This window comes from Gilliamella bombicola (assembly GCF_900094945.1).
Taxonomy (GTDB): Bacteria; Pseudomonadota; Gammaproteobacteria; order Enterobacterales; family Orbaceae; genus Gilliamella; species Gilliamella bombicola.
The window spans coordinates 176,596-203,351 of record NZ_FMAQ01000001.1 but is presented as its reverse complement, the minus strand read 5'-3'; the positions used below and the strand labels follow the sequence as shown (position 1 = coordinate 203,351).

The following is a 26,756-nucleotide window of genomic DNA, read 5'->3' as shown; positions in this document are numbered from 1 at the left end:
TTTATTTCTTCCTTATTATCTGTGCATCTTGGGAAGAATTTGCCAATTTTGTGACTTGATGGCTTAGACTTCCCTACGCTGGCATAATCCAGATCAGGTTCAACGGGTAAAATCTCAGTTTTTTGTTGAAACAAAAAACACCCCGAGTCAAAATTTATTTGGTTATTATGAACTGACTATCTATTTTTAACAAGTTATTGTAATAATTTTTCGATGTCGGTAATTGCCTTTCTATCAGGTAAGAAGATGATAAGGTGATCGTTGTCTTCAATAGTTAGATCGGTATTGACAATAATGACATCCTCACCACGGACTACCGCCCCAATGGTTGCACCAGAAGGTATTTTTAAACTGTTAATATTTTTGCCAACCAGTCTTGATGTTTCACTATTACCATTGGCAACAATTTCGACAATTTCGGATTCACCTTGTCTTAATGAAACGACTTTAACAACGCCAGTTTGCCTTACATGGCTTAGTAGCTCTGAAATGGTGGCATGTTGTGGTGAAATTGCAATATCAATCACACTGTCATTAATTAGTTCAAGGTAGGCTTGGCGTTGAATCAATACAATTACTTTTTTAGCCCCCATCCTTTTGGCTAGCATGGATGACATGATATTGGATTCATCATCACTGGTGACAGCAATAAATAGATCAGTAAGTTCAACTTGTTCTTGTGAAAGCAATTCTTGATCCGATGATTCGCCGTGCAGAACTGTGGTATTAGTAAGTTGCTCAGCAATTAATTCGGCACGTTCGGCATTGCGTTCGATTAATTTTACTTGATAGTCGTTTTCTAAACGCTTTGCTAAAGTGACTGCCACGCCACCACCGCCACTAATGATGATTCTTTTATAAGGCTTTTCTAAGCGTTGTAACTCACTCGTCACAGCTTTGATATTAACTGGTGGGGTAATGAAATAAACCATATCACCGGCTTCAATTAGGGTTGATGCTAGTGGACGTATAAAGCGATTTTTGCGATAAATTGCGACAACCCGTGCTTCAACATGGGGTAAGTGCTCTTTAAGTCCAGACAGTTCACTGCCAACTAAAGCACCGCCATAATAGGCGGTAACGGCCACCAAACAGACTCGATTGTCATAAAAAGACGCAAATTGTAGCGCCCCCGGATATTGTACTAATTGACTAATATGATTAGTGATAAGGTTTTCTGGGGCAATAATATGATCGATGTTTATACAGTTTTTGTTGAAGCAGGAGTAATTTTCGTCATTGTATTCAGGCTCTCTAATACGTGCTACTTTTTGTGGAATGTGAAACATCACATGCCCAATCTGGCAGGCTATCATGTTGATTTCATCAGAATTAGTAACGGCAACAAGCATATCGGCTGATTCAGCGCCAGCGTCTTTTAGTACTTGTGGATAGGACGATTTACCACAAATCACCTGTAAATCAAAACGTTCTTGTAGTGATTGTAATTTATCATGGTTTTCATCAACCACTGTGACATCGTTTTGTTTTTCGGTAACGAGATATTCAGCAAGCGCACTACCTGTTTGTCCTGCACCGAGAATAATAATCTTCATAACTAATCCGCATATTTACATGGCTTTAATTATTGACAGTTTTTTTAGTCTATTAAAGCCATTGCATACTGTTTTATTTTTAGTGATAATCCGCTATTGATTTGGTAATTGTACAAAACCGATTGCATCATAGACCTTTTTCAATGTTGGTTCGGCTTTTGAACGTGCTTTTTCGGCACCTTCTTGCATGATTGAAAATAAGTAACTTTCGTCATCACGATACTCATGATATTTGGTTTGCAAGGTGGTTAGCATGTCAATAACTTGCGTTGCTACTTCGGTTTTTAAGTGACCATACATTTTACCTTCAAACTCTTTTTCAAGTTCGGCAATCGGTTTTCCAGTGACACCTGTCAAAATATCAAGCAGGTTTGAAACGCCAGCTTTATTTTTTATGTCGTAACGCACCGCTGGTGGTTCGTCAGAATCGGTCATTGCTCGTTTGATTTTCTTTTCGATCTCTTTAGGATTTTCAAGTAAGCCAATGACGTTATTGCGGTTTTCGTCTGATTTGGACATTTTTTTTGTTGGTTCTTGCAATGACATAACGCGGGCGCCTACTTTGGCAATAAATGGTTCTGGAACAGTAAAAATATCGCCATAAAGTGCATTAAAGCGCATAGCAATATCGCGCGATAATTCAAGATGTTGTTTTTGATCGTCGCCCACAGGTACTAAGTTGGCTTGATAAAGCAAAATATCGGCAGCCATCAGTACTGGGTAATCAAATAAACCGGCATTGATGTTTTCAGAATGACGAGACGATTTATCTTTAAATTGAGTCATACGGCTGAGTTCGCCAAAATAGGTGTAACAATTTAATGCCCAGCCTAATTCGGCATGTGCTGGGACGTGTGATTGTACAAAAATAGTGCTCTTTTTGGGATCAATACCGCAAGCTAAATAAAGCGCTAGTGTATCTAATGTGGCTTTGCGTAGTTTGTTGGGATCTTGGCGTACAGTGATCGCATGTTGATTGACGATACAATAAACGCAATCATATTCACCTTGCAGAGCCACCCAATTTTTTAATGCACCTAAATAGTTGCCAAGTGTTAGTTCTCCTGATGGCTGAGCGCCACTAAATACAATCGGTTTACTCATAATTTGTTCCTAATTTATGCTAATTATTTTTTTGCATCAGCTTTTGGCTGAGGTAATAATGTTAATATCTCTTTAAAATCATCCAATAAAAAATCAGGATTGCTAGTAGCAATCGAAACGCCATAGTTATAGCCATAGCTTAACGCAACGGTTGGGCAATTGGCATTTTGTGCTGCAGTGATGTCGTTTTTAGAATCGCCAACAAATAGAAGTTGATCACTAAACAGTCCAAAGGTTGCCATAACTTGATATAAAGGTGCTGGGTGTGGCTTTAATTTAATGACATCGCCCCCACCAAGTACTAATGAAAAGTACTCTTTTATACCTAAAGAAGTCAGTAAGGCTGGCAAAAATTGTGCCGGCTTATTGGTGACTAATGCCAATGGGTATTGGCTGTCATGCAGTGTTTTTAAGGTTGCTTTGACGTGAGGGAATAACTTGGTTTCGGCATCCATTACTTTATTATAATGTTGATTGAAAAGGTTTTTTGCTTTTGAAAAAAGTTCGCCAGAAGGCGTTGTGCCAATTGCATTAAATACCCGTTCCAACATGATATCAATACCATTACCTACAAAGTTTTTGATCTGTTCGTTGCTGATTGTCGGTAGGGTTAAGTCGGCCAACATTTTTTGTGCCGCTAGTGCAAGCCCGGGTACGCTATCAACAAGGGTACCGTCTAAATCAAAGGCGATTGCTTGAATGTCATTTAGTTTATGCATGTGTCACTCCTGCTAACTCTTTACGCATTGCATCAATAACAGCTTTATAATTCGGTTGGTTAAATATGGCTGATCCAGCAACAAACATGTCTGCGCCTGCTTTGGCTATTTCTGCAATATTTTCGACTTTTACGCCGCCATCAACTTCTAAACGAATATCGCGCCCAGACTCTATAATACGCTGTTTTACTTGTTGTATTTTTTTGATGGTGGAAGGTATAAACGATTGCCCACCAAAGCCTGGATTAACGCTCATAAGTAAAATGATGTCAATTTTTTCTATAATATAATCTAGACAATTAAGCGGTGTTGCTGGGTTGAGTACAATACCGGCTGTGCAACCATGATCTTTAATTAACTGTAATGAACGATCCAAATGTACAGTAGCTTCTGGGTGAATGGATATGTTGGTTGCGCCTGCTTTGGCAAAAGCGGTGATGAGTTCTTCAACCGGTGATACCATTAAATGGACGTCAATAGGTGCAGTAATGCCATATTCTCGCAGTGCTTTACAAAACATGGCTCCCATTGTGAGGTTTGGTACAAAATGGTTATCCATGACATCGAAATGGATAACATCGGCTCCTGCATCGAGCACTTTTTGAGTGTCTTCACCAAGACGAGCAAAATTAGCTGATAATATTGATGGCGCAATAATGTATTTTTTCATAACCTACCTCTCATAACTTTCATTATAGTTAAGCCTGTTTATGGCTTTTTATATAATGCTAAAATCTCATCGATTTTTTTGCGACCTTCACCTGCGCAACTAATTGAGCGTCGCATTTCTGCTCGATATAGCTGACTTGCTTTGCTGTAAAGGGTCATTGTGTAATCAGTATAATGATTAGACACTAGCACTGGTATATTTTTTTTATATGCCATGTTTTCGGCTAATTTTGATAAGTTTTTATGCTCTTCAAATCCAAATATATTTGAATAATAAGCTGTAAAACCCGCTGATTCATTTGGGGATATATAGGGCGGATCACAATAAATTACTGAATTTTGTTTTGCTTGCTTCATTACTTCGTAATAAGGTGCACAAATAAACTGGGCCCTTTGCGCTTTTTCTGCAAAAAAATAGAGTTCTTTTTCTGGAAAATAAATAGTTTTATAACGTCCGAATGGTACGTTAAATAGCCCCCTATTATTATAACGGCATAGACCGTTGTAACAATGTCGATTTAAATAGACAAATAAGAGTGATCTAAAATATTGGTCTTGACTACCATTGAATACATCACGCAACTGATAAAATGCATCAGGGTGGTTATTTTGAGCAGTAAATAGCAATCTAAGGTCATGAATAAACTTATCAGGACTCGATTGTAATAATTTAAATAATGAAATTAAGTCATGATTGATATCCGCTAAAATATAACTTTTGTAGTTAGTATTTAAAAACACGGAGCCAGCGCCGACAAAAGGTTCAATCAGTTGATCGCCTTCTGGTAGATACCGTTTAATTGTGTCTACAAGCTCATATTTTCCTCCAGCCCATTTTAAAAAGGCTCGTCGCTTCTTCAACGGATACTCCTGTTTGTCTTTGCTCGGATAAATAAACGATATCCTTGATTATTTTGCTGCTTTTTCTTTATTAATCGTTGCACCAGATTTAACCCATGGTTTGTCTTTTTGTAGTGCACTTGGTAAAGACTTAATTGCTTTATGTGCTTCTTCAGATGATGAGTAATTGCCTTTTATTAAAATATACCATTTTTCATTATTACGTTTAGTTTCATAAACTTGGTAATTAGTTATTTTATGTTGGTTAATAAATTTTTTTAGCCCATCAGCTGATTTAGATGCAGTAAGCTGTATGCTATAACTGTTATCTTTTAGCTTTAAATTATTTGTCGTAGTTACATTTTTATCAGGTTTATGATGAGATGTTTTTCCATTGATGTTGCCTTTATTTTCTCTAGTTTTAGCCGGATTTGCTTTAATGTTATTTGAATTTTCAACACCATTTGTATTGGATGGAGGTATAACCGGATTGGTTGGTACCTCTGGTCTATCTTTTGGATTGCCATTTGAGTTTAAATTATGGTTTACATCATTAGGTATTTCGGAACTTTGCTTGTTACCTTGTGTATTTGGCTCTGCATTTTGTTCTGAGTTGGTTTGTTCCGGGTTCATGGGCATCTCATCTTGTCCATGTGTAACGGAGTCACTTGGTACTTGCGATCCTTCAACACCATTAATTTCTGGTGGCGTTAATGGTGTTGGTTCATTTTTGTTTGAAGAGCGAAACAAAACTAGACTAACCAATAATAGAATAATGACAACTGCCAGACCAAGTAGAATTCGCTTTTTCTTAAAACAATCTTGTAGCAATTTTGGTAATTTTGATGAGAGTATAGCGCCTTTATTAGGTTGTTCAGATATATAACGATCTTCTCTATCTACACGCATTTCTACTCCTTAACCTATTAGTAGGTTTATTGCCTTGCTATAACTTGCCATCGTAAGTGAAAATGATGGTCTAAATTTGCTCTATTTGATCAATGATATAACCAGCAACACCTTTGGCACTTTGTTCATCAGTCTTAATTGTAATATCGGCAATTTCTTCATAAAGTGGTTCGCGTTTATCGGCTAGCTCTTCGTAAAGTTCACGCGGGGTGTTACTACCTTGTAATAGTGGGCGACGTTTATCTTTTTGTGTTCTTGCCATTTGCTTTTCAATCGTTGTTTCAAGGTAGACAACAATTCCACGAGCAGATAATCTATTGCGTGTTTCTTTAGATAAGACTGAACCTCCACCCGTTGCAAGAACGACGCCTTGTTTTTCTGTCAACTCATTAATGACTTTTTCTTCTCTGGCACGGAATCCTTCTTCCCCTTCTAGATCAAAAATCCATGCGATATCAGCGCCTGTACGTTTTTCAATCTCTTGATCTGAGTCAAAAAAATCCATGCCTAACTGTTGTGCAATTTGTCGGCCTATTGTGCTTTTTCCTGCCCCCATTGGGCCAATTAGAAAGATATTTCGCTTTTCTGCCATTGTAGTTTCATCATCTATTAATTTTGGTTAAAATATACAACACAATATCATGCGCTATAACTTTATAGTGTTATTCGCGTTATCACTGTGTAACTTTTCTTGGATCTCCGTCTAACGACAAAAATTTAGGTCGGTAATTATCTCAATAGATAGCACCTTTTGGCAATAGGTATTTATCAATAGTTTTAGTTAATACCCGCTTGGTGCAAATCATGGATGTTTAAAGCGCCTACTAATTCGCCTTCGCTGTTAACAACGGGAGCTGCGGTAATGTTATGATCATTAAATGATTTTAGTGCTTCAACCGCTTTCCAATTTTCAGGGATGCGATGTCCAGGGCTGGTCATAACTTCCATAATGCTATCTTGTAATGTACCATTTTTTAATAATAATCGACGTAAATCACCATCGGTAAATACGCCAATTATTTTATTGTTATCTTGACAAATTGCAACTAACCCCACACCTGTACGGCTTAATTCTAGCATAGCATCAAATACCGTTGCAGTTTGCGAAATTTTCGGAATTCGATCGCCGGTACGCATTACATCTCTCACATGGTTAAGTAATTTAGCACCTAAGCTACCAGCAGGGTGAGAGCGTGCAAAATCTTCCTCTTTAAAGCCCCGTGCGCGCATTACAGCGATCGCAAGAGCATCACCCATTAATAATGTGTTGGTTGAACTTGATGTTGGCGCAAGTCCCATTGGGCAAGCTTCTTTTTCAATTGAAATATCAAGAATGGCCTGAGCTGATTTTGCTAGTGGCGAATCTAATCCTCCAGTAATAGCAATAACCGGTACATTCATTTCGGCAAGAATAGGTAAAATTAAATTAAACTCCTTGGCTCGGCCCGAGTAAGAAATTAAAACGGCTACATCGTTTGGTGTAACCATCCCTAAATCGCCATGCAAGGCTTCCGATGGATGCATAAAAAAAGCTGGACTACCTGTACTTGCTAATGAAGCGGCAATTTTTTTACCTATATGCCCAGACTTTCCAATACCTGAAACAACCACTTTACCGTTGGTGCTTAAAATAAGCTGACATGCGTTAACAAAATCGTTACCTAGTCGATCTGGTAATTTTTGCGCTTCGTGTATCTCTAATTCAAGAAGCTCTCGACCATATTGTAATAATTTATTCATTTCAATTAGCCTATCGAATGAAAATAAGTGTTCAGTGAATTTATAACCGTTAACAAAGGAAAAACGATGATAAAAGTTCAATTACTACCAGTTTAACAATTAACGGTTGAATATTCAAAAAAGTGTGTATTTTTTTAACAATATCTACCTATTATCTTTTAATAATCTAAAATCCTAAAGCGACTTTTATTCCCAAAGTTATTAAAATGATACCCAGTAATTTATCAATGATAAATTGAATTTTAAAATAACGGCGTTGTACGCTTTGTGTTTGAAAAATCAACACGACAAAAGGCCACCAAAATATAGCTTCAATCCAAATAATCAAGGCAACGATGAGTTTATCAAATGTTGATGATTCTGCATTAAGAACTTGAGTAAAGGTTGCTAAAAAAAACAACGTTGCTTTAGGATTAAGTAAATTACATAAAAAACCTTGCATAAAGGCTGATTTTTCTGAAATTGATTGTTTTGTTTGTTGTTTACCTATATAGGTCGTATTTGGTTTTGAGGCAATTAGAGCCTTTATACCAAGCCATATTAGGTAAGCAGCACCCGCATAACGTAAAGCATTATAAAGTAGCGGTGTGGTGGTGATAAGCACTGCAATGCCTGCAACACAATAGCTCATATGAACTAAGATAGCTGTAATGACACCTAAACAGGTGAGTAATGCTATTTTGCGGTTATAACTTAAGCTGTTTTTTAACACCAAAAAGAAATCAGGTCCAGGCGATATCATACCTAGAAAACTAATCGTAGAGACTAAAATTAATGTATCAAATGCCATTTTGTACGCCTATTTGAACACTTGTGCTGAATTATTGATCGTTGCAATATTGGATTTATTTTGTTCAATAAACTGTTTTTTATCAAAATTAGGCTTGGTTAAATAGTCAGTCAAAAATTTGGCATTACTTTCAATTTGTGCGCCGTTTAAAATTAAACGCGGCAAATCTATTTGATAAATGGTCTGATCAGGTGTTTTTTGTAGATCTTGTGTGCGTGCATTTGTTAATAAATAAAGTTTGCGTTCTTTTTGTGAAAGACGATTGATTGTTGGTGTGCCAGAACCCATCATTAAGTGATCTGGAAAAATGTAAAATACCGTGTTTTCCAATAATCCTTTATCTTTTAATTGTTGGATAAAAAGCCCTAAGTTATGATCCAATGATGCTGCAACAAACGACATATTATCTGCTTTTGGTGAAATAACTGAGCGCATTCTTTCATCATCAAAACCATTTGGTGCATGGGTTGAAACAGTCGAAACAAATAAAGCAAAGGGTTTGTTCGCTTCGCGCATTTCGCTAATTTGTTTTTGCGCAACATCAAAAATATCTTTGTCATATAACCCAAAAGGTGCTGCTGGATATTGCCCAACATAGTTTTTTTCTGAAATAACTTGCATACCAAACAGCTCAGCAGTATGACCAATACCAGCAAAATCAGGGCTTGCCATTACATAACGGGTTTGATACCCCGCTTGTTTAAGCACATCCCCCAAACTAACTAAGTTTGTTTTATCTGCACGCATTAATGGTGATGTGGTATAGCCGCCAATTAAAAAAGGCATACCGGTCATATAAGTATACATTGATGCGGTAGTCCAACTGCTACCAGGGCTCATTGGCATATTGGCAAAAAAAGTATAATCTTGGCGAAGTTGTCGTAAATTAGGCGTTATGTTGTCAAAATCAAAAAAGCCTTGTTCAAACGATTCTAAAGATAGCACAATAATATTTTTACCCTGATGACTAACAAGCTGATTTTTATTAGTATAGTTAGTCATATTGAGTGATTGTAACGCTTGATCAAATGGCTTACGAGGGGCACTTGTCACTTGATAGATTTCGTATAAACGGCTTAGTGGTCCATTGTGATAACTAATTGATACAATTGCTATAACGGCTAATAATAAACGAACAATTAAAGGGCATTTGTGTTTGCACCAATTCGCTAGTTTTGATAGTAAAAAAATAAGGGTAAAAAAAACGACAATAACCAAAGCAGCTTGTAATTTAAAGATAAATAGCCCTTCAATAATGTCATTAACGTTTAAATTCACATAAAACTGATAATCAATAAAGCCACCACTAAAGTAGATAGAAGTGAGCTCCATTACGATAAAGACTGTGAATAATGTTATGCTTAAAAATTGCCACTTTTTTTGTTTAAAAAATGTGGCAAAAACAATTGCGATAATAAAAAGTGGTAAAACAATCAGTGTCGATAATGGCATAAAATGTGTTGCTCAATTTATTCAAGAATCAATTTTGCTTAAGTATATACTTAATGCGCAAAAAAATAAAAATATCGGTTAATTTCGTATTATAAAATGCCAATAAAAATAGTGTTACTATGGGGCAAAATGATAATTGTTACTATTTGATGTTGATAATTGATGTCATTCGCAATAAGATATCCCTATTCCATTATTATGATGTCAGGGGTTGCTATGCCGTGTTTTATACGGAAAGTCATTGCCATTTTATCTTTATTTTGCTTCTTTTTTTGTTATGCCGATATTACATTACCAACACCACAAACTAGAGATGGCATGAGTTTGTTTGAAAGTTTGAAAAAGCGCTCTTCAACGCCTGGAGGTGGTTTCCCTGCTGGTCAAGTGGCTGATGATGAACTTTCAACTGTGCTTTGGGCGGCAAGTGGTTTAAACCGAGGCAAAAACGGTTGGACTGTGCCAATGGCTAATGGTAATCCTCCTTACGTACGAATTTATGTTGCCGGTGAAAAGGGCACTTTTTTATATGAGTGGGAAGGACATTATTTAAAAGAAATTAATAATAAAGATATTCGTGCTGATATTGGTTTACAAAATTTTACTAAGCGAGCGGCTTATTCGTTGATTTTTGTGTCAGATGCGCATGCATTTACGGATATCAATCCAGAACAAATTGCTAATTTTAGTTACACAGCTGTTGGCGCAATGAGTCAAAATGCCTATTTAGCTGCGACAGCGTTGAAATTAAGCGCCCGTTATATTCATTCTATTAAACCAGACGTCATCATCCAAGAGCTAGAATTACCCGAAGGCAGTAAACCACTTGGTATGCTTTTATTAGGAAAATAAGAGGTAATAACGGAATATGAAAAGATTTATTACACTTGCTTTGCTTCTTATTGCAAGCTTAATGGCCTTTGCACCATCGTCTTATGCGGTAGAAAAAAAATATGAAAGCTGGAATGCCATTATTAGTGAAATGGATGTCATTTTAAATGACGCTTATGATATCTACTTTATGAAAGATGTTGAGCGTGCCAAAGCTCGTGTTAATAATGCCTATTTTGGCTTTTATGAAAAGCACGGGGTAGAGCGTGCTGTTATGTCTTATATTTCGGGTAAGCGTGGCACTGATACTGAATATCAATTTGCTAAAATTAAGCGGTTGATGAGTGATGGTGCACCAAATAAAGCTGTTCGTGTTGAGATAGATACAATTTTAAAAATGTTGCATGAAGACGCTAACGAATTGGATGGCAAAAAAGAGAGTGGTTGGGGCGTTTTCTTTGCTTCATTTATTATTATATTCCGAGAAGGCTTAGAAGCGATTTTAGTCATTGCAGCAATTTCAGCTTATCTTGTTCGTTCTGGGAATATGCCAATGGTGAAAGTAGTTTATATGAGTTCACTTGCTGCTGTTTTTGCCAGTGTACTTGCTGCGATAGCACTCCGATCTGCAATTACAATCAGTGGCGCTAATCAAGAAATTATAGAAGGTTCGGCAATGTTACTTGCAACAGTGGTGTTGTTTTTTATTAGTAACTGGATGTTTTCTAAAGCCGAAGCTGAAGCGTGGAAGAGTTATGTCCAAGGTAAAGTGCAAACAGCAATTTCATCAGGAAGTCGTTTTGCATTAGGTTTTGCCGCTTTTTTAGCTGTTTTTCGAGAAGGTGCTGAAACGATCTTATTTTATCAAGCCATGTTAGTTGATGCTCAAGATCATATGGATAAGGTTTGGTATGGACTAGCCGTTGGAACAATTGTGTTGGCAGTGATTTTTATGGTGATTCGTTTTGGCTCAATGAAACTGCCGATTAAACCATTCTTTATTGGTACTAGTATATTAATGTATGTTATGGCAATTGCTTTTGCTGGTGGTGGAGTGAAAGAGTTGCAAGAGGCTGATATTATTTCGGTTACTCCTGTTGATTTTGTTCATTCTGTTGAGATTTTAGGTATTTATCCAACACTAGAGACATTAATTCCACAAGTCATTATGGTGTTTATTGTGGCGTTTGCAGTTATATATTACATATTTAAGCCTAGTCATAAAAATTATAAGAGTTAATAATATAATTCATTTAAAAGAATGGTTTGAAGAGTGAACGGATTTGCCACCAATAAAATAGAGACAAGCCTTTAGGAATATTTGTTAAAAAAGTTGTTAAAAAGAAAGTGAAGGAGTTTTCAATGAAAAAATTAGTATTATCTGCGGGTATTGCTTCAATACTTGCGTTATCTTCGTTTGCTCACGCAGCAGCGCCAGCGCCAGGTGAACAAAAAGGTTTTGAAGAGTTCCCAATCGGTGATGAAGTCACTGTTGGTCCATTACATATTGGCGCAGTTTATTTCCAACCTGTTGATATGGAACCGGCTGGAATGGGTGGTTTGCCAGCTTCAAAATCAGATATGCATATTGAAGCAGATATCTCTGCTGCAGAAGGTAACAAATTAGGTTATGGCGTTGGTGATTTTGTCCCTTATTTGACCGTTAAGTATAAAATACAAAAAGAAGGTAGCGATAAAGCGATCGAAGGTAACTTTATGCCAATGAACGCATCGGATGGCCCTCACTATGGTAATAATATTAAACTTGATGGTGCAGGTAAATATAAAGTCACGTTTACGATTGAAAATCCTGAAAAACAAGGTTATTTATTACACGTTGATAAAGAAACAGGGGTAGAAGGTCGCTTCTGGACTAAACCGATTGAAGTTTCTTGGGACTTTGATTATATTCCACGTGCATGGTAATTGTGTTTTAAACACTAAATATAATTATATTTGATAATTAATAGTCAGTTATTGGTGAGCATTATGCTCACCAATAACATTTGTAATCACTAGGCAATGAATATGCTTCAATACCTTATCAATATTACCGATAATACTTTCGTTCCGGCCATGATGATGGCACTACTTAGTGCAGTAGTTGTGAAATCAATACCTAATCATAGTAAAAAAATTATTTTATTCGGTTTTATAGTGGGATTTGTTGCTGCCTTAGTCTATGTCGTTTTAAAACGCAATACGGGTTTTGCTGTTCGTGAATTTTATGATCTTGGGGTAATTATACCTTGGGTTATTATTGCTATACCCGTTGTAATAGGTATTTGTTTACAAAAATCTACTGATAATTGCATTGGACGTGTTGGCAATGCTGTATTGATAGTGCTATTTGTAGTAGGTATTGGCTCGATCAGTGCTCAATATTTACCTAATTTAATGCTTTACCCGTTCGAATTTGCAGTTGGTATGGATTCTATCTTTAATCATGACTACTTATTTAAGTGGGTAGGCTATGGGTTTGCTCTGCTGGTTATTTTGTTAACGGGGCTGTTTGTTTATCGTGCTTGTGGTCGATTGTCGACTAAATTTGTTTTTACCATTACTGCATTGTCGATTATTATTTTTGCTATTCAAAATAGCATTAATATTTTACAAATTTTAATTGTTAGACGTTTTATTTCAACACAGCCTTGGATGATGAAGTTGGTTATTTTCATTCTTGGACATATTAACTTTTTTATCTTTATTTTTATGGCTATAGTGATTTGTTTAGCCATTGCTTTATACATCAAGTCTAAAACAACCTCGTTAGTGGGTAGTAATCCAGCTCAAATTCGCAAACTAAAAGCGCAATTACACAGCAATAGAAGAAGTGCCTTAATGATTATGGCGGGTACCGCAATCACTGCTTATACTGTAACGCGTGCGCGTTATATTTTTGATAAAGGGGTAGAGCTTACACCAGCAGAGCCAGTGACCCCTAATACCCATGGCTTAATTGTTATTCCCCTTGATCAGGTGAACGATGGTAATTTACATCGTTATGGTTATAAAACAACGGATGGTACTTTAGTCCGCTTTATTATTATCAAAAAAAGCGAAAATGCTTATGGTGTTGGATTTGATGCTTGTGATATTTGTGGTGCAAGTGGTTACTACCAACGCGGTAATCAAGTGGTATGTAGTTTGTGTGATGTAGTCATGAATATTGCAACGATTGGATTTTCGGGTGGGTGTAACCCTGTCCCACTTAAATACGAAATTATTGACGGCAATATGGTGATTCGCCCTGCGAATCTTGAAGCAGAAAAAAGTCGTTTCAAATAAAGCGTATTAAAAGGAATAGGTTATGTTTCGCAGAATGTTATGTAGTGTATTAGTTCACCAAAAAAAGAAACTCTTTCTTATTGCCCTAACGGTTGCTTTGGGCGTTTCGCTTGCTACCGCCATGTTAAATGTGATGTTTGACGTGGGGGATAAAGTGAACCAAGAATTAAAAGCCTATGGTGCTAATCTCAATATCGTTCCTCGTGGTAGTTCTGTAATTAGTGAAATGTATCAACTTGATAACAATGATAAAGGGCAAGCTGTGCAGTATATTAAGCAAGATGAACTTGTCAAAATTAAGATGATATTTTGGGCCTATAATATCGTTGATTTTGCGCCTTTTCTAACAACTCAAGCGACCTTTCATGATAACCCTATTACGGTGGTGGGCACTTGGTTTAATAAACATCTTAATATACCAACTGGCGATCAGGTTGATACGGGCATGTTAGCTATGAAATCGTGGTGGACAATTGACGGTAAGCCCATGACCGATGACAATTTGCAAGGTGTGATGGTAGGTGAAACTGTTGCGAAACAGTGGAATTTAAAGCTAGGTGATACGATAGATATTATCTCAATGCAAAACAACAAAAAGCTTACTCTGACAGTGAATAATATTTTTCATAGCGGGGGCGTAGAAGATGCTCAAATTTATGTATCGTTACCCGTTGCACAAGATCTTGCCAATAAAAAAGGGCTGGTTGAGCGTGTTGAGGTGAGTGCATTAACCACCCCCGAAAACGAATTAGCGCGCAAAGCGGCGCAAGATCCGAATAGCTTATCTAGAACCGAGTGGGACACATGGTATTGTACCGCTTATATCAGTTCAATAGCTTATCAACTTGAAGAATTAATGCCTGATGTTAGAGTCAAAGCTATTATGCAAGTGGCTGAATCTGAGGGGGCAATATTACAAAAAACACAATTATTAATGTTATTGCTGACTATCTTATCGTTGATTTGTTCGGCATTGGCGATTTCAAATTTGGTGACAGCTAATGTTATTGAACGTAGTACCGAAATTGGCTTATTAAAAGCGCTTGGCGCAACCAATACAGCGGTTGCGATGTTAATATTAACTGAGATCTTAATTATTGCCTTACTTGGTGGTTTTTTTGGTTACTTTATTGGGCTTGGCTTTGCGCAAATCATTGGTCATACCGTATTTGGATCGTTTGTTCAGCCTAAAATGATCATTGTGCCTTTAGTCCTAATTATGGTTAGCTTGATCACCTTGTTAGGTAGCTTACCGGCATTGCGTATTATGATGTTTTTACGTCCAACAGATGTGCTACATGGTCGATAAGGTGAAAGGTCACTATCATGATGAATAAAAATAGACGCTTTATTATTAAAACGGTGTTTAGTTCACTTATCCGCCGCCGTTCTCGTATAGCTATTGCTTTGCTTGGTGTTGCAATTGGAGCAACAGTGCTCCTTGGTATGATTACGCTTTGTTATGATATACCACGGCAAATGGGGCAAGAGTTCCGTTCTTATGGTGCTAATCTTCTATTGTTACCCGCTAATAATCAGCCAACGGTGGCAATGACGGATGTTAATAATGCGGTGAGTTTTTTGCCAAAAGATAAATTACTTGGCGTGACCCCGTTTCGTTATGAGTCAATTCGCAGTAATCAACACCCTTATACTATTGTGGGAACAGACTTTAAGCAAGTAACTAAAACCAGTCCTTATTGGCACATTGAAGGTACGTTGCCACAAAATCCACATGAAATAATGATTGGTACCGATATTGCTAATTTCGCTAAGTTAACCATTGGTAGCCCTATGACCATTTCGGGTAAATCTAAACAAGACTCACGTTTTGATGAGGACCTGAAAGTCACCGGCATTGTCAAAACAGGGCGCTCTGAAGATGGTTTTATTTTTATTGACTTACATGATTTAGAACAGTTATTTGAAGAAAGAGAACAAGCCGAAGTAGTCGAAGTGAGTATTACGGCAACTGAACTTGAGTTACAGCAGTATATTGAGACACTCAAACAACAATCCAGCACAATCGATCCTCATTTGATTAAATGGGTGACAAAATCCGAAACTCTGGTACTTGGTAAATTATCCTCGTTACTTTATTTAGTCACTTTTGTTGTATTAATACTAACTATGATTTGTGTGGCCACCACCATGATGACTGTGGTCATGGAGCGCCGCAAAGAGATTGGTCTTAAAAAAGCAATCGGGGCAACTAACCAAAGTATCGCAAAAGAGTTTTTAGCCGAAGGATTAGTTTTAGGTATCGTTGGTGGCATGATTGGGGCTATTTGTGGGTTTATTTTTGCGCAAATCATCAGTACCAATGTGTTTGGTCGTTCAATTATTATTGAGTTTTATCTAATTCCAGTCACCATTATTATTTCGGCGATAGTTACGGTGATTGCGTGTTTAATTCCGGTAAAACGTGCACTTGAGGTCGAACCAGCGTTAGTTTTACGTGGTGAATAGGATATAAAGTATGAATATACTCGAAGTAAAAAATGTGTCTAAGATTTATGGTTCACTGCATGCATTGTCTGAGGTGAATCTAACGGTTGAGGAAGGGAATTGGTTATCGATCATGGGACCATCTGGTAGTGGTAAAACGACTTTGATGAATATCATTGGTTGTATGGATAAACCTTCACTTGGTTCGGTTATTCTCGATGGACAAGATATTACTCAGCTTTCTTTGTCCCAATTGACAGAAATTCGCCGAGATAAGATAGGCTTGATTTTTCAACAATTCCATCTAGTACCGTATTTAACAGCACTAGAAAATGTTATGGTCGCCCAGTATTATCATAGTATGGTCGACGAAAAAGAAGCCATGCAAGCACTTGAGCGGGTAGGGCTTGCCGCCCGTGCTAAGCACTTACCGCGACAGTTATCGGGGGGAGAACAGCAACGAGTTTGTATTGCTAGGGCATTAATTAATTATCCTAAGTTAATACTAGCCGATGAACCAACTGGTAATTTAGATGAAAGCAATGAAGCGATGGTTATGAATTTACTACATCAACTGCACGAAGAAGGCAGTACAATCATTGTGGTTACTCACTCACCAGAAGTATCAAAACATGCTCAAACCACAGTAGTACTGGAGCACGGCAAAGTCGCGCGTATCATTAATAATTAACCAACAAAAGGTTGTCGTATATGAAAAACCGTATTATTTCGTCAAGTATCTTTATTGTCCTTGGTGTATTAATTATTTTATTTCCATTATATATCTTACCTGTTTGCCCACCGCCTGAAAATGCTGTGATGCCAGTTGATACAATGAGTCATACCATGAATGATTCAATGGGTGGCACGGTAAGTAATGCTATGGATAGAGCAAGTAGTGAGCTTGCCCATAGCGGACACATGCATGCTGCTGGTGCAGGGAAAATCATGAAGTGTTTTTGGACAGCAAGAGCTGAAATTGGTGTCGGTTGTTTAGTCATTGCCATTGGCGTATTACTACTGATTAGTCGTACTGTTTTTGTTCGAATGGGATTAAGCATGGCTCTTGCCTGTATTTCTTTATTAGCTATGGCTATTCCAACCATTTTAATTGGTGTCTGCTCAAACGAGATGATGCGATGCAATATGGGCTCTAAACCAGCTTTGGTGTTGTTATCTAGCTTATTATTTATTGTAGCTGTAGTTAACACTTATTACTTAAATAAAAAGACTAAAAATCGATAGCTAATTGTTAGCAAACATCAACCATACTCATCTTTGCCTGATATAGGCAAAGATAGCCTTTTAATAAAACAAGCAGGAAGTCATCATGCAAGAAAAACCGCTCACCATGGCCAATTTAGCGTGGCGAAACATTCAGCGACGACCATTTCGAAGTTGTTGTTTGATTATTATCATTATGCTTTTTTCTGCAACGCTATTTGGTGGTAGCGTGCTGATGAAAAATCTTAGTCTTGGTATTTCGGGCATGGCTAACCGATTGGGGGCTGATATTCTTATTGTACCTTATGGTTATGAAAAAAATATGGAAGTTGCTCTATTGCGTGGTGAACCGAGTAGCTTTTATTTAAAAGTCGATTTAATTGATAAAATCAAAGGTATCAAAGGCATTGATGCTATTTCACCCCAGCTATTTATAGCTTCATTAAATGCGGGATGTTGCACAACAAAAGTACAGTTAATCGGGTTTGAACAGCAGAGTGACTTTGTGATAAAACCTTGGCTACAATCGCAACTGACGCAACCGTTAACCGACAATCAAGTGGTTGTAGGTGCTAAAATTAACTCACAAGTCGGGGATGAAATCATATTTTTTAATCATCCCTTCAAAATTGCCGCTAAAATGGATAGTACAGGGATGGGATTTGATACCTCTGTCTTTATGACTATGTCTGCAGCACAATCATTAATGAAAAATGCAAAATTAATTGAAGGGGATGTTGACCATTTTGCTGATTATGCCTCGTCGATTTTTATTAAGGTCAATTCAGATTATCAACCTAAAGATATTGTTAATCAAATTATGCCCAGATATGCCATGGACTATAATATCGATTTTGTTATGACCAAAGGAATGCTAAGCAATATCGCTAAATGGTTAACAGGCTTTTCAACCATTGTCTATAGCTTATCGGCTATTTTTTGGGTGTTAGCCATTATTGTGATTTTTGTGATATTTTCTTCAACCTTAAATGAACGCAAGCGTGAAATTAGTTTATTACGAATACTGGGCGCTTCACGTCGAGATTTAGTTAACATGTTGTTGCGTGAATCGTTAATTATCAGTGCATTAGGTGGAATTGCAGGCATTTTCATTGCGGCAGTATTACTTTATGCATTTAGTTTATTAATCTGCCAATCTATTGGTTTGCCATGTATGAATATTTCGCTATTTGATGCAGTGTTGTATGCAATTGTTGTTTTTATTCTGACGCTAATTATTGGTCCTTTATCAAGCATTTATGGTGCCTTATCAATGACTAAATTTGATACTTATAGTACTCTTAGAGAGGGCGAATAATAATGTTACTGAATGTTAAAAATCTACGTAAAGATTACACAAGAGGACAACAAACCTTTTCAGCAGTGAATAATGTTAGTTTTTCAATGACAAAAGATGACTTTATTTGCATTATGGGTAAATCGGGCAGTGGAAAAACCACGTTACTTAATATGATTGCAGGTTTACTGACGCCAACACAAGGCAAAATCACTATTAATGATACTAATTTGTTTGAGCTTAATGATCAGCAAGTTTCTGCCTTTCGCAATCAGCATATTGGTTATATTCCTCAAGGTAGCAGTTTGTTGCCTAATTTAACGGCAATTGATAATATTCGACTGCCTTTTTATTTAACTAAGCGAGAAAACCAAAATCCCTTAAATGAAGCCAAGAGTTTGCTTGAAAAAGCCAAAATAAGCCACTTACAAGATGCGTATCCAGCTAATATGTCTGGTGGTGAAATGCGTCGTATTGCGATACTGCGAGCACTAATTTGTAGACCTCAAATAATTATTGCCGATGAGCCAACCAGTGATCTTGATGAAGAGAGTGCAACCGAGATTATGCAATTACTTACTCAAATTCATCAACAAGGTACAGCGTTATTGATTGTTACTCATGATCACGATGTTGCCCATTATAGTCAGAAAGTTATGAAAATGTCAGCAGGGCGATTTATTGATTAATGGGTTTATTTATTAGCTCAATTGTTGTATTAAAAGTGGATTACAGCCCATTTCGATCATAATTTTATTGAGTTTTAGTAATGGCAATCCAACCAATGAATTAATATCATCGCCTTCTAGTTTATCAAACAGGGTAATGCCCAGTTCATCACATTTAAAACTGCCAGCACATTGTAAAGGCATCTCTTTGCTAATGTAGGCATCAATTTCTGAATCAGTTAAGTGCCGAAAGGTCACTTTAAACGGTTCGCAAATGGTGGTTTGTTGTTGAGTTTTGGTATTAATTACTGTCATACCAGTATAAAAATAGAAGGCTTTACCGCTGCTTTGTCGAAGCTGTTTGTGGGCATTATCAACCGTATGCGGTTTGCAAACAATATTACCGTCTAATACGCCGACTTGATCCGATCCTATAATTAAGCTATTCGGGTAGTCTGTCACTAATGACTGCGCTTTAAGCTTAGCTAGCCGAACCACCAATTGCTGAGCTGATTCGCCGACTAGCGGTGTTTCATCGCATACAGGTGGCACACACTCAAAAGGGATAGCTAATTTTTCAAGTATCTTTTTACGTGATGGTGAAGTCGAGGCTAATATGATTCTCATTTTAATTATCTCTTAAAATCCAAGCTGAAGGATGCGCATTAAAACCGATATGAGCATAATAATCAACTGCCTGTGGTGCAGCTAGTAGAGTAATTGAACATGATTTGTCAGTATTGTTTTTCACTTCTTTAATTAATTGCTTTCCGATGCCTTGTCGTTGATAATTTTCATCCACCGCGAGATCTGCCAAATAGGTGATATAAACAAAATCCGTTAAACAACGCGCAATGCCAATCAATTTATCATCATGCCAAGCAGTTACCACCAAATTCGCATTATCTAACATAGCTTGAAAGCGTACGGTATCGGTAAGTGGACGACGTTTGCCTAATGAACAATGACGATAAAGGGTGGTGGCTTGTTCTAGTGTCGGTTTGACATCAGAACGATAAATAATGCAATTCATGTTGATCTCCAGCATAAAACGAATAAAAATAATTAGGGATTACATTTAAAATTAGTATCATACTAGCAAGGTAAAACCTATTTTAGTTTCGCTGAATATATAATCTAATCTATAACAAAGCAAGGAGGGAGTTATGTACAAAAAAATTTTAGTTCCTATCGATGTGCTTGAAGATGAATTAACTAAAAAAGTCATTCCACATGTAGAGTGCTTAGCCAGATTGTCTAATGCGCAAGTCATCTTTTTTCATGCCTTGCCTGTTTCATCGGCTATTATCAATGCTTACTCTTTTGGATTTGATGAATTTAAAGATCATGCAACAGTACAAACGGAACAATACCTTCATCAATTAATGGATTCGATTAATTTACCGCATGAACATGTATCGTTTTCTATCGCATTTGGTCATCCAAGAGATGAAATCCTTGCATTAGCTGACGAAATCAAACCAGACTTAATAATTTTAGGCTCGCGTCGTCCCAATATCTCAACGCATCTTTTAGGATCGAATGCGTCAGGAGTGGTGCGTGGAGCTAAAACGGCGGTGCTTGTGATTCGGTAGGTTTAGCATTATATGTTAAGTATGTCTTTTAGAGGGCACCGTTGTAATTTACTTTTGATCAGTATAGATAGGTAAGCAGGAGGAATTTAATGTAAAAATTCCCCCTGATAAATAATTTGGGCTTTTAATTTTAGTCACTTAATGTGTAATTTATAAAAGATGCAAAATCAATTACTTCTATCTTTTTTGTCGATATTGATGATAGGACAAAATTAAGCTCTAACTTGGTAAGTTAACGCTAATCGTCATCTTCTTCTTCATCCTTATCTTTTTCTAAGCTTACTAATGATCGTTTAAAGTACTTAGTTAATAATTCATTGATATTTATCATATCTTTTAATTGAACAATATTTTTTCTTGTTATTTTTTGGCTGACGTCTTGCAGATCTCCATAAAATACTATTTTTGCACTTTTTTTGTCATTAAGCCATTTTATATAATCTGTTATCTTTTTATCCAAATAGAAACGATACTTTTCAATTACTTCTTGCTTGGTGAAAAGCAACTCATATATTGTAAGCTCTTTATTAGAGTTGATAGTGTAAAAACGCGTATTAATAGAAGAATATGTTGCCTTATTTTGATTGATAGTAAACTTTTTAATCAAAGCCTTAGTGCCTTTATATGTAATATCTACTACGGGAGCAACCTCTAGATTTGTAGAAATAAATATGTCAATTTTTAGAGGTGATGTTGAATTATCCATTGAAAATAAATATCGATTGTCATAACCTGTTGTAAAAGATAGTTGGTGTTTTTTCATATAGTGAATTAATAATTTTAAATCATCTGGGTTTGTGATTTTTTTGCTTAAATTGAGAAAATCATTGAGATATTCTTTTTGTATTTGTAACCCATTTGAAAAAGTAACTTCATAAATATTATCTTTTGTGACAGTTACTGTTTTAACCACAACATCATTTAGATTAGGAATTTTTATTTTTTTCAAATCCTGTACATTTTTCTCTATTTCGCTGTATTGATCTGGTCGAATTAGGTATTTTAGTCCATTAAATTCAATTTCTTTTGAAAAACACTGTTCTTTTAAATAAAAAATTTCACCATTTTCTAGATTAAATTTATGGAATAAACAATCATTTGCTACAAAGCTATCAAGGAAGACAACTTTCATTGCACTATATTTATTTGCTGGCAAGGATATTTTTGTATCTGTAAGTGGATCTGTGTAGAAATGCGAGTATTCGCCAGTTTTTATAACATTGGGATCGTATTTGTTGAGTATAAATTCATCGGCTAATGATGTGCTCGAAATAAAATTCGACAATAACATCAACGCCAAGTAAAAAATTGTTCTTTTCATTTATATCCTTATAAATAATTGTTGGTAATATGTGAGTTATGTTGTACTAGCAATAATAGAGTCGCAAAGATAGTTTAATAAATTAGACTAGTTGTGTTTTATTTATTTGTATTTATTATAATAAAGTATTTTCTAATAAAAAATTATTGAAATAAAGTCATTAAAAAATCAGTTAGAAAATGTATTGATTTTATTTAATTTTTTTGTGTTTTTTGTGTAAATTAACCGCCTTATTGGCGGTTTTGTTTATTGATGCTTTATAATAAAACAGCAGTGAATTTGTTTATTGCGCTTAAAATCAAGCGAAAGGGTTTTATTAGTAATCTCTTGATAGGTGAGCCCCAGATTTTGCATACCGAGACTATCCATTTTAAAACCACGCTTATTGTTGGAGAAAATGATAGTACCATTAGGTCTTAACAGACGTTTTAAATCCGTCATTAATTTTAGATGATCACGCTGAACATCAAAGGTATCGTGCATACGTTTTGAATTCGAAAATGTCGGCGGATCGATAAAAATTAAATCGAATTGCTCATCAGCCTGAGATAAATAGAGCAAACAGTCAGCCTGAATTAATCGATGTTTTTTACCTGTTAAACCGTTTTGTTTTAAATTGCGATCAGCCCATTCCAAATAGGTGCGTGACATATCGACCGTGGTGGTTGATTTTGCTCCGCCAAGTCCGGCATAAACTGTTGCGCTACCTGTATAGGCAAATAGATTTAAAAAGTCCTTGCCGGCACTTATTTCACCAATCATTTTTCGTGCTAAGCGATGATCTAAAAACAAGCCGGTATCTAAATAATCGGTCACATTAACCCAAAATGCGGTTTTGCGTTGATTAATTGGGTATTCATGTACTAAAAAATAGTCCTGCTTTTGTCCAAGCTTTTGGTATTGTTGTTTACCTTTTTGTTTTTCACGCGTTTTTAATACTAGCTGATCGGCAGTAAGTTCAAGTACTGACATGGTTGCATTGATAATATCAAAAAGTCGCTGGCGTGTTTTTTGTGGATCAATATTTTTAGGTGCGGCATATTCTTGCATCACTATTTTATCTTTATAACGATCGATAGCAACGTTGTATTCAGGTAAATCCGCATCATAAAGTCGATAGCACTCTAGCTGTTCTTGAGCAGCCCATCTTTCTAACTTTTGCTTATTTTTGCGTAATCGATTAGCAAAGTCTGTAGCTGGCAACGTTGGATTATTGATTGGATGTTCAGTGTTACGCTTAGCAATGACATAATTTTTTTGTATACAGTCCAGTGGACCATTTTTGGCTTTGAATTGTCTATCTGCTCGCATTTGTAAACAATCTAATAACTGCGGAGCGCCGCTAAATAGCGATAATTTCCACCCACCAAAATTTTGTTTGATTTGTTGACCCAGTGCGGTATGCAAAGCAATAAGTGCTGGCTCACTTTCTAAGCGTTCGCCATAAGGTGGATTACTAATAATCATACCGGTTGTTTGTACTAGTAATGGATTACTTAATTGTGTTACATCTTGCATCGAAAACGTAATTAAATCACCCACGCCTGCTTGGATGGCATTTTGTTTGGCTCGATCAAGTACTGCTGGGTTATTATCGTAACCAATAAAAGGGGTATTGGGTTTACAAATATTGTGTTTGGCTGAAAATAATAGCTCATTCCATAAAGTTGGATTAAAGCCTTTCCAAGCAAAAAATCCCCATTGTTTGCGTTGTAATCCCGGTGGGATTTTTGATGCAATCATAGCGGCTTCAATCAGCAGCGTGCCCGAGCCACACATCGGGTCAAGCAGTGGTTCATCACTTTGCCAACCTGAACGCATAATAATGGCAGCAGCAAGGGTCTCTTTTAATGGTGCTTGCCCTGTTTGCTGGCGATAACCACGCTCATGTAAGCTATTACCACTCAAATCTAAAGACAGTGTGACACGGTTTTTATTTAAATAAGCATGAAGCCGAATATCCGGATCTTGCTTTGCTACATTGGGCCTTTGGTTTGTATTACGTAAAAAATGATCGACAATGGCATCTTTGATCTTAAGTGCACCATATTGGCTATTACGAATAAACTCATTAACACCAACAAAGTTGATCACAAAAGCGTTATCGACAGCAAAAATATCAGTCCATTTAATATTGAACACGCAAGAATACAGATCTAAATCGCTATAGATATCAAATTCGGCTATTGGCAATAAAATGCGTGACGCTAAACGTGACCACAATAGTGATTGATATAAAGTTGTTTCGTCAGCATCAAAATAGACACCGCCTTGCGTAATCTTACAATTGGTTGAACCAATGTGTTCTAACTCTTTTTTTAATAACTCTTCAAGCCCGCGAGATGTGCTGGCAAATAGCGTTTTCATGCATAATCCACTTTACAATAAAATTGCTGGCATTATACCGACTAATTGCAATGGTGGGAAATAAAGGCTAAATTTAGTCAGAAGAATTAGAACGTAGCTCAAATATAAAAATTTTTTTGATCAATTTATCGTATAATTAAATATAATTCGCTACCGTACTTTAATATGAAAATAATGGATATAGGAAACTAATAAGTATGAAAAACTTAGTATCAGGAATATTAGGCATTTTTATTTGTGGTTACTCATATGCTGAAGTAGATACTAAAGTGTATAACAATTATCTTTCATTATACATTCCAGAAATAGCACCACATTCCAAACTAATAAAACGTCAAGATATTTATACATCTATTGATTATTCAGATGCAATGAGATTTATAGACGGAAAATTAGTTATAGAATCAAATAATAGAGGTTTAATTATTTTTAGTGGTAACGAAAAATACAAATCAACACTGTTTTATGATTATGTTAAAAATATTATTGTATGGAATATGAATGATAAACCTTTTACTCAAATTAAATTAACTCTTGATAAAGATGAAAATATTATTGAATCTTCTTCATTAAATAGTTTTAATTTCCATTATCAGTATGATTATGATGAACAAAAAAGATTGGTAATGTCATGGGAAATGGGGCAAATATTAATGCAAAAAACCAATTTTTCTATACAAACAATAATATGTTGAAATCTATTTCTGAGGAAAAAAAGATCCTTAAAGCTTTTTATAATAGAAAAATAGAGTTTATTTATGATGATAATAATAAACTGAAGAAAACAATACAAACTCATTATTTAGATGAAAATAACTCAAAAATAGATAAGACAATAATGTGTTATTTCACCGATCATAATGAAAATGGAGATTGGACAAAAAGCCATTGTATTAAAGATGGAAATATTGATTTAGGTGATATAACAAGAATAATAGAATACTGGTGATAAATAAAATTAAAAAGTTAACATCCCCCCCCAAAAAAATGAACGCCATGATTTAAATGATATGTCCATTAGTATTAATCAAACAAGGATAACTCATTATGAAAAACGATTCACTGAAGAACAAATCATAAAATGGTCTCGTAAATAAATTTGTGTATTTACCTATTTTTGAATCACTCTTTTCGCCTTGAATAATTTTTTATTTAGATTTTTTCTGTTTTATATAAGATTTAGGTTTTTCTAACCATGATAAAGGAAAGAATGAATAAAAGAGAAAAAACGCAAATGCAGAAAAAACTAATGGTTTATATTCAGAGGAATAACTAATGATAGTTTTGTGAGCGCAAAGAATAAAAATATGAGTCAATCCAATAATAAAACACAAAAATAACATTATTCGCCTTTCCCATCTTAAACGCTTATTTTCCATATAATCTACTCTACTATATCCCCTATAACGAATAGTAACAAAAATAGGTAGAATAGAAACAAGATAAAATAAAATATAAATCAAAATAACCACGTTTAACACTTTCTCCTTTTACCTTGAATAATTTTTTATTTAAATTTTTTCTTTTTTTATGTGAGATTTAGGACTCTCTAACCATGATATAGGAAAGAGTGTATAAACAATAAGAAATATGTATGCTGAAACTAAAATAGGCTCATAGCCTAAAATAGAATTATCTAGGCTATCTAATTTACTTTTTAGTTCACCTGCAACTATTACTTGAAAAATTAAAGCGATATAATTAAAAAATAGCGCCCATCGTTTTTTCCAATTCAATTGCTTATTATATTGGTAATCGCTTATTGTATATTTTCTAAATCGATAAGAAATAATAATAGGCAAAAGAGATAAAAAATAATATGCAATATAGATTAATATAATCATATGTGCTATTCCTTTTCTTAAATATGATAATCGTAATATTTTAAATATTCAGCACCATCTATATGCTAACATAGCTAACCTCTACTCTTTTGCTGTA

Annotated in this window: 28 protein-coding genes and 1 riboswitch; of the genes, 13 read left to right on the top strand and 15 right to left on the bottom strand. The window is 35.7% G+C overall.

Annotation, left to right across the window (positions count from 1 at the left end):
• Positions 1 to 53: 53 nt before the first annotated feature.
• A riboswitch (TPP riboswitch) is annotated at positions 54 to 155 on the bottom strand.
• A gap of 39 nt (positions 156 to 194) precedes the next feature.
• The 10 genes from trkA to GA0061081_RS00960 all read right to left on the bottom strand — a co-directional run bounded on the left by trkA (position 195) and on the right by GA0061081_RS00960 (position 9,779).
• Positions 195 to 1,556, bottom strand: coding sequence for a Trk system potassium transporter TrkA (gene trkA, locus GA0061081_RS01005; protein ID WP_091346237.1), 1,362 nt, complete (start codon positions 1,554 to 1,556; stop codon positions 195 to 197).
• Between the two features lie 93 nt (positions 1,557 to 1,649).
• Positions 1,650 to 2,660, bottom strand: a complete 1,011-nt coding sequence (gene trpS, locus GA0061081_RS01000; protein ID WP_091346235.1) for a tryptophan--tRNA ligase — start codon at positions 2,658 to 2,660, stop codon at positions 1,650 to 1,652.
• Positions 2,661 to 2,683: 23 nt separating this feature from the next.
• The gene (locus tag GA0061081_RS00995; protein WP_091346233.1) at positions 2,684 to 3,379 is read right to left on the bottom strand and encodes a phosphoglycolate phosphatase; all 696 of its coding nucleotides are present in this window, start codon (positions 3,377 to 3,379) and stop codon (positions 2,684 to 2,686) included.
• Positions 3,372 to 4,049 carry a ribulose-phosphate 3-epimerase gene (gene rpe, locus GA0061081_RS00990; protein WP_091346231.1) on the bottom strand — a complete coding sequence of 226 codons (678 nt, stop codon included), beginning with the start codon at positions 4,047 to 4,049 and terminating at the stop codon, positions 3,372 to 3,374. Before rpe ends, GA0061081_RS00995 begins: the two co-directional genes overlap by 8 nt.
• Before the next feature lie 38 nt (positions 4,050 to 4,087).
• Positions 4,088 to 4,909 (bottom strand): Dam family site-specific DNA-(adenine-N6)-methyltransferase, encoded by an 822-nt coding sequence (locus tag GA0061081_RS00985; RefSeq protein ID WP_091346229.1) that lies wholly within the window; start codon positions 4,907 to 4,909, stop codon positions 4,088 to 4,090.
• Between the two features lie 48 nt (positions 4,910 to 4,957).
• Positions 4,958 to 5,797 carry an SPOR domain-containing protein gene (locus GA0061081_RS00980; protein WP_091346228.1) on the bottom strand — a complete coding sequence of 280 codons (840 nt, stop codon included), beginning with the start codon at positions 5,795 to 5,797 and terminating at the stop codon, positions 4,958 to 4,960.
• Positions 5,798 to 5,867: 70 nt separating this feature from the next.
• A complete protein-coding gene (gene aroK / locus GA0061081_RS00975) occupies positions 5,868 to 6,389 on the bottom strand; it encodes a shikimate kinase AroK (RefSeq protein ID WP_091346226.1) in 522 nt (173 codons plus the stop codon).
• 185 nt (positions 6,390 to 6,574) lie between these two features.
• Positions 6,575 to 7,537 (bottom strand): arabinose-5-phosphate isomerase GutQ, encoded by a 963-nt coding sequence (gene gutQ, locus GA0061081_RS00970; protein WP_091346224.1) that lies wholly within the window; start codon positions 7,535 to 7,537, stop codon positions 6,575 to 6,577.
• Between the two features lie 166 nt (positions 7,538 to 7,703).
• Positions 7,704 to 8,327, bottom strand: a complete 624-nt coding sequence (locus GA0061081_RS00965) for a LysE family transporter (protein ID WP_091346221.1) — start codon at positions 8,325 to 8,327, stop codon at positions 7,704 to 7,706.
• Positions 8,328 to 8,336: 9 nt separating this feature from the next.
• Positions 8,337 to 9,779 (bottom strand): LTA synthase family protein, encoded by a 1,443-nt coding sequence (locus GA0061081_RS00960; RefSeq protein WP_091346218.1) that lies wholly within the window; start codon positions 9,777 to 9,779, stop codon positions 8,337 to 8,339.
• Positions 9,780 to 9,995: 216 nt separating this feature from the next.
• On the opposite strand from GA0061081_RS00960, the gene GA0061081_RS00955 reads away from it, so the two are divergent.
• From GA0061081_RS00955 to GA0061081_RS00910, 10 genes are all read left to right on the top strand, one after another.
• Positions 9,996 to 10,628 carry a nitroreductase family protein gene (locus tag GA0061081_RS00955; RefSeq protein WP_167349270.1) on the top strand — a complete coding sequence of 211 codons (633 nt, stop codon included), beginning with the start codon at positions 9,996 to 9,998 and terminating at the stop codon, positions 10,626 to 10,628.
• Positions 10,629 to 10,644: 16 nt separating this feature from the next.
• Positions 10,645 to 11,847 carry an FTR1 family iron permease gene (locus GA0061081_RS00950; RefSeq protein WP_202983827.1) on the top strand — a complete coding sequence of 401 codons (1,203 nt, stop codon included), beginning with the start codon at positions 10,645 to 10,647 and terminating at the stop codon, positions 11,845 to 11,847.
• Positions 11,848 to 11,969: 122 nt separating this feature from the next.
• Entirely contained in the window at positions 11,970 to 12,533 is a 564-nt protein-coding gene (locus GA0061081_RS00945) for an iron transporter (RefSeq protein WP_091346214.1), read from the top strand.
• 102 nt (positions 12,534 to 12,635) lie between these two features.
• Positions 12,636 to 13,895, top strand: coding sequence for a Fe-S-containing protein (locus tag GA0061081_RS00940; protein WP_091346212.1), 1,260 nt, complete (start codon positions 12,636 to 12,638; stop codon positions 13,893 to 13,895).
• A 22-nt stretch (positions 13,896 to 13,917) separates the two neighbouring features.
• Positions 13,918 to 15,204 (top strand): ABC transporter permease, encoded by a 1,287-nt coding sequence (locus GA0061081_RS00935; RefSeq protein ID WP_091346210.1) that lies wholly within the window; start codon positions 13,918 to 13,920, stop codon positions 15,202 to 15,204.
• Between the two features lie 17 nt (positions 15,205 to 15,221).
• Complete coding sequence (locus GA0061081_RS00930; RefSeq protein ID WP_091346208.1) at positions 15,222 to 16,364, top strand: ABC transporter permease; 1,143 nt, start codon at positions 15,222 to 15,224, stop codon at positions 16,362 to 16,364.
• A gap of 10 nt (positions 16,365 to 16,374) precedes the next feature.
• The gene (locus tag GA0061081_RS00925; RefSeq protein ID WP_091346207.1) at positions 16,375 to 17,034 is read left to right on the top strand and encodes an ABC transporter ATP-binding protein; all 660 of its coding nucleotides are present in this window, start codon (positions 16,375 to 16,377) and stop codon (positions 17,032 to 17,034) included.
• Between the two features lie 20 nt (positions 17,035 to 17,054).
• Positions 17,055 to 17,588 (top strand): DUF4418 family protein, encoded by a 534-nt coding sequence (locus GA0061081_RS00920; RefSeq protein WP_091346205.1) that lies wholly within the window; start codon positions 17,055 to 17,057, stop codon positions 17,586 to 17,588.
• A gap of 85 nt (positions 17,589 to 17,673) precedes the next feature.
• Entirely contained in the window at positions 17,674 to 18,885 is a 1,212-nt protein-coding gene (locus GA0061081_RS00915; protein WP_091346204.1) for an ABC transporter permease, read from the top strand.
• Between the two features lie 2 nt (positions 18,886 to 18,887).
• Positions 18,888 to 19,553, top strand: coding sequence for an ABC transporter ATP-binding protein (locus GA0061081_RS00910; RefSeq protein WP_091346202.1), 666 nt, complete (start codon positions 18,888 to 18,890; stop codon positions 19,551 to 19,553).
• 12 nt (positions 19,554 to 19,565) lie between these two features.
• Here GA0061081_RS00910 and GA0061081_RS00905 read toward each other — a convergent pair whose 3' ends face one another.
• Both GA0061081_RS00905 and GA0061081_RS00900 read right to left on the bottom strand, forming a co-directional pair.
• On the bottom strand, positions 19,566 to 20,159 hold the full coding sequence (locus GA0061081_RS00905; RefSeq protein WP_091346200.1) for a Maf family protein: 594 nt from the start codon (positions 20,157 to 20,159) through the stop codon (positions 19,566 to 19,568).
• A gap of 1 nt (position 20,160) precedes the next feature.
• On the bottom strand, positions 20,161 to 20,565 hold the full coding sequence (locus GA0061081_RS00900; RefSeq protein ID WP_091346198.1) for a GNAT family N-acetyltransferase: 405 nt from the start codon (positions 20,563 to 20,565) through the stop codon (positions 20,161 to 20,163).
• Between the two features lie 133 nt (positions 20,566 to 20,698).
• Between GA0061081_RS00900 and GA0061081_RS00895 the strand changes: the two genes are divergently transcribed.
• On the top strand, positions 20,699 to 21,127 hold the full coding sequence (locus tag GA0061081_RS00895; RefSeq protein WP_091346196.1) for a universal stress protein: 429 nt from the start codon (positions 20,699 to 20,701) through the stop codon (positions 21,125 to 21,127).
• A 238-nt stretch (positions 21,128 to 21,365) separates the two neighbouring features.
• Here GA0061081_RS00895 and GA0061081_RS00890 read toward each other — a convergent pair whose 3' ends face one another.
• A complete protein-coding gene (locus GA0061081_RS00890; RefSeq protein WP_091346194.1) occupies positions 21,366 to 22,448 on the bottom strand; it encodes a hypothetical protein in 1,083 nt (360 codons plus the stop codon).
• A 246-nt stretch (positions 22,449 to 22,694) separates the two neighbouring features.
• The gene (rlmKL, locus tag GA0061081_RS00885) at positions 22,695 to 24,815 is read right to left on the bottom strand and encodes a bifunctional 23S rRNA (guanine(2069)-N(7))-methyltransferase RlmK/23S rRNA (guanine(2445)-N(2))-methyltransferase RlmL (RefSeq protein WP_091346191.1); all 2,121 of its coding nucleotides are present in this window, start codon (positions 24,813 to 24,815) and stop codon (positions 22,695 to 22,697) included.
• A gap of 197 nt (positions 24,816 to 25,012) precedes the next feature.
• Here rlmKL and GA0061081_RS00880 point away from each other — a divergent pair, with 197 nt between their 5' ends.
• The gene (locus tag GA0061081_RS00880; protein ID WP_091346189.1) at positions 25,013 to 25,510 is read left to right on the top strand and encodes a hypothetical protein; all 498 of its coding nucleotides are present in this window, start codon (positions 25,013 to 25,015) and stop codon (positions 25,508 to 25,510) included.
• A complete protein-coding gene (locus GA0061081_RS00875; protein WP_091346187.1) occupies positions 25,504 to 25,764 on the top strand; it encodes a hypothetical protein in 261 nt (86 codons plus the stop codon). The genes GA0061081_RS00880 and GA0061081_RS00875 overlap by 7 nt, the downstream gene beginning before the upstream one ends.
• Positions 25,765 to 26,326: 562 nt before the next feature.
• Here the strand turns inward: GA0061081_RS00875 and GA0061081_RS00870 are convergent.
• Positions 26,327 to 26,659: a hypothetical protein gene (locus tag GA0061081_RS00870; protein ID WP_091122968.1), complete on the bottom strand. Its 333-nt coding sequence runs from the start codon at positions 26,657 to 26,659 to the stop codon at positions 26,327 to 26,329.
• Positions 26,660 to 26,756: the final 97 nt, after the last annotated feature.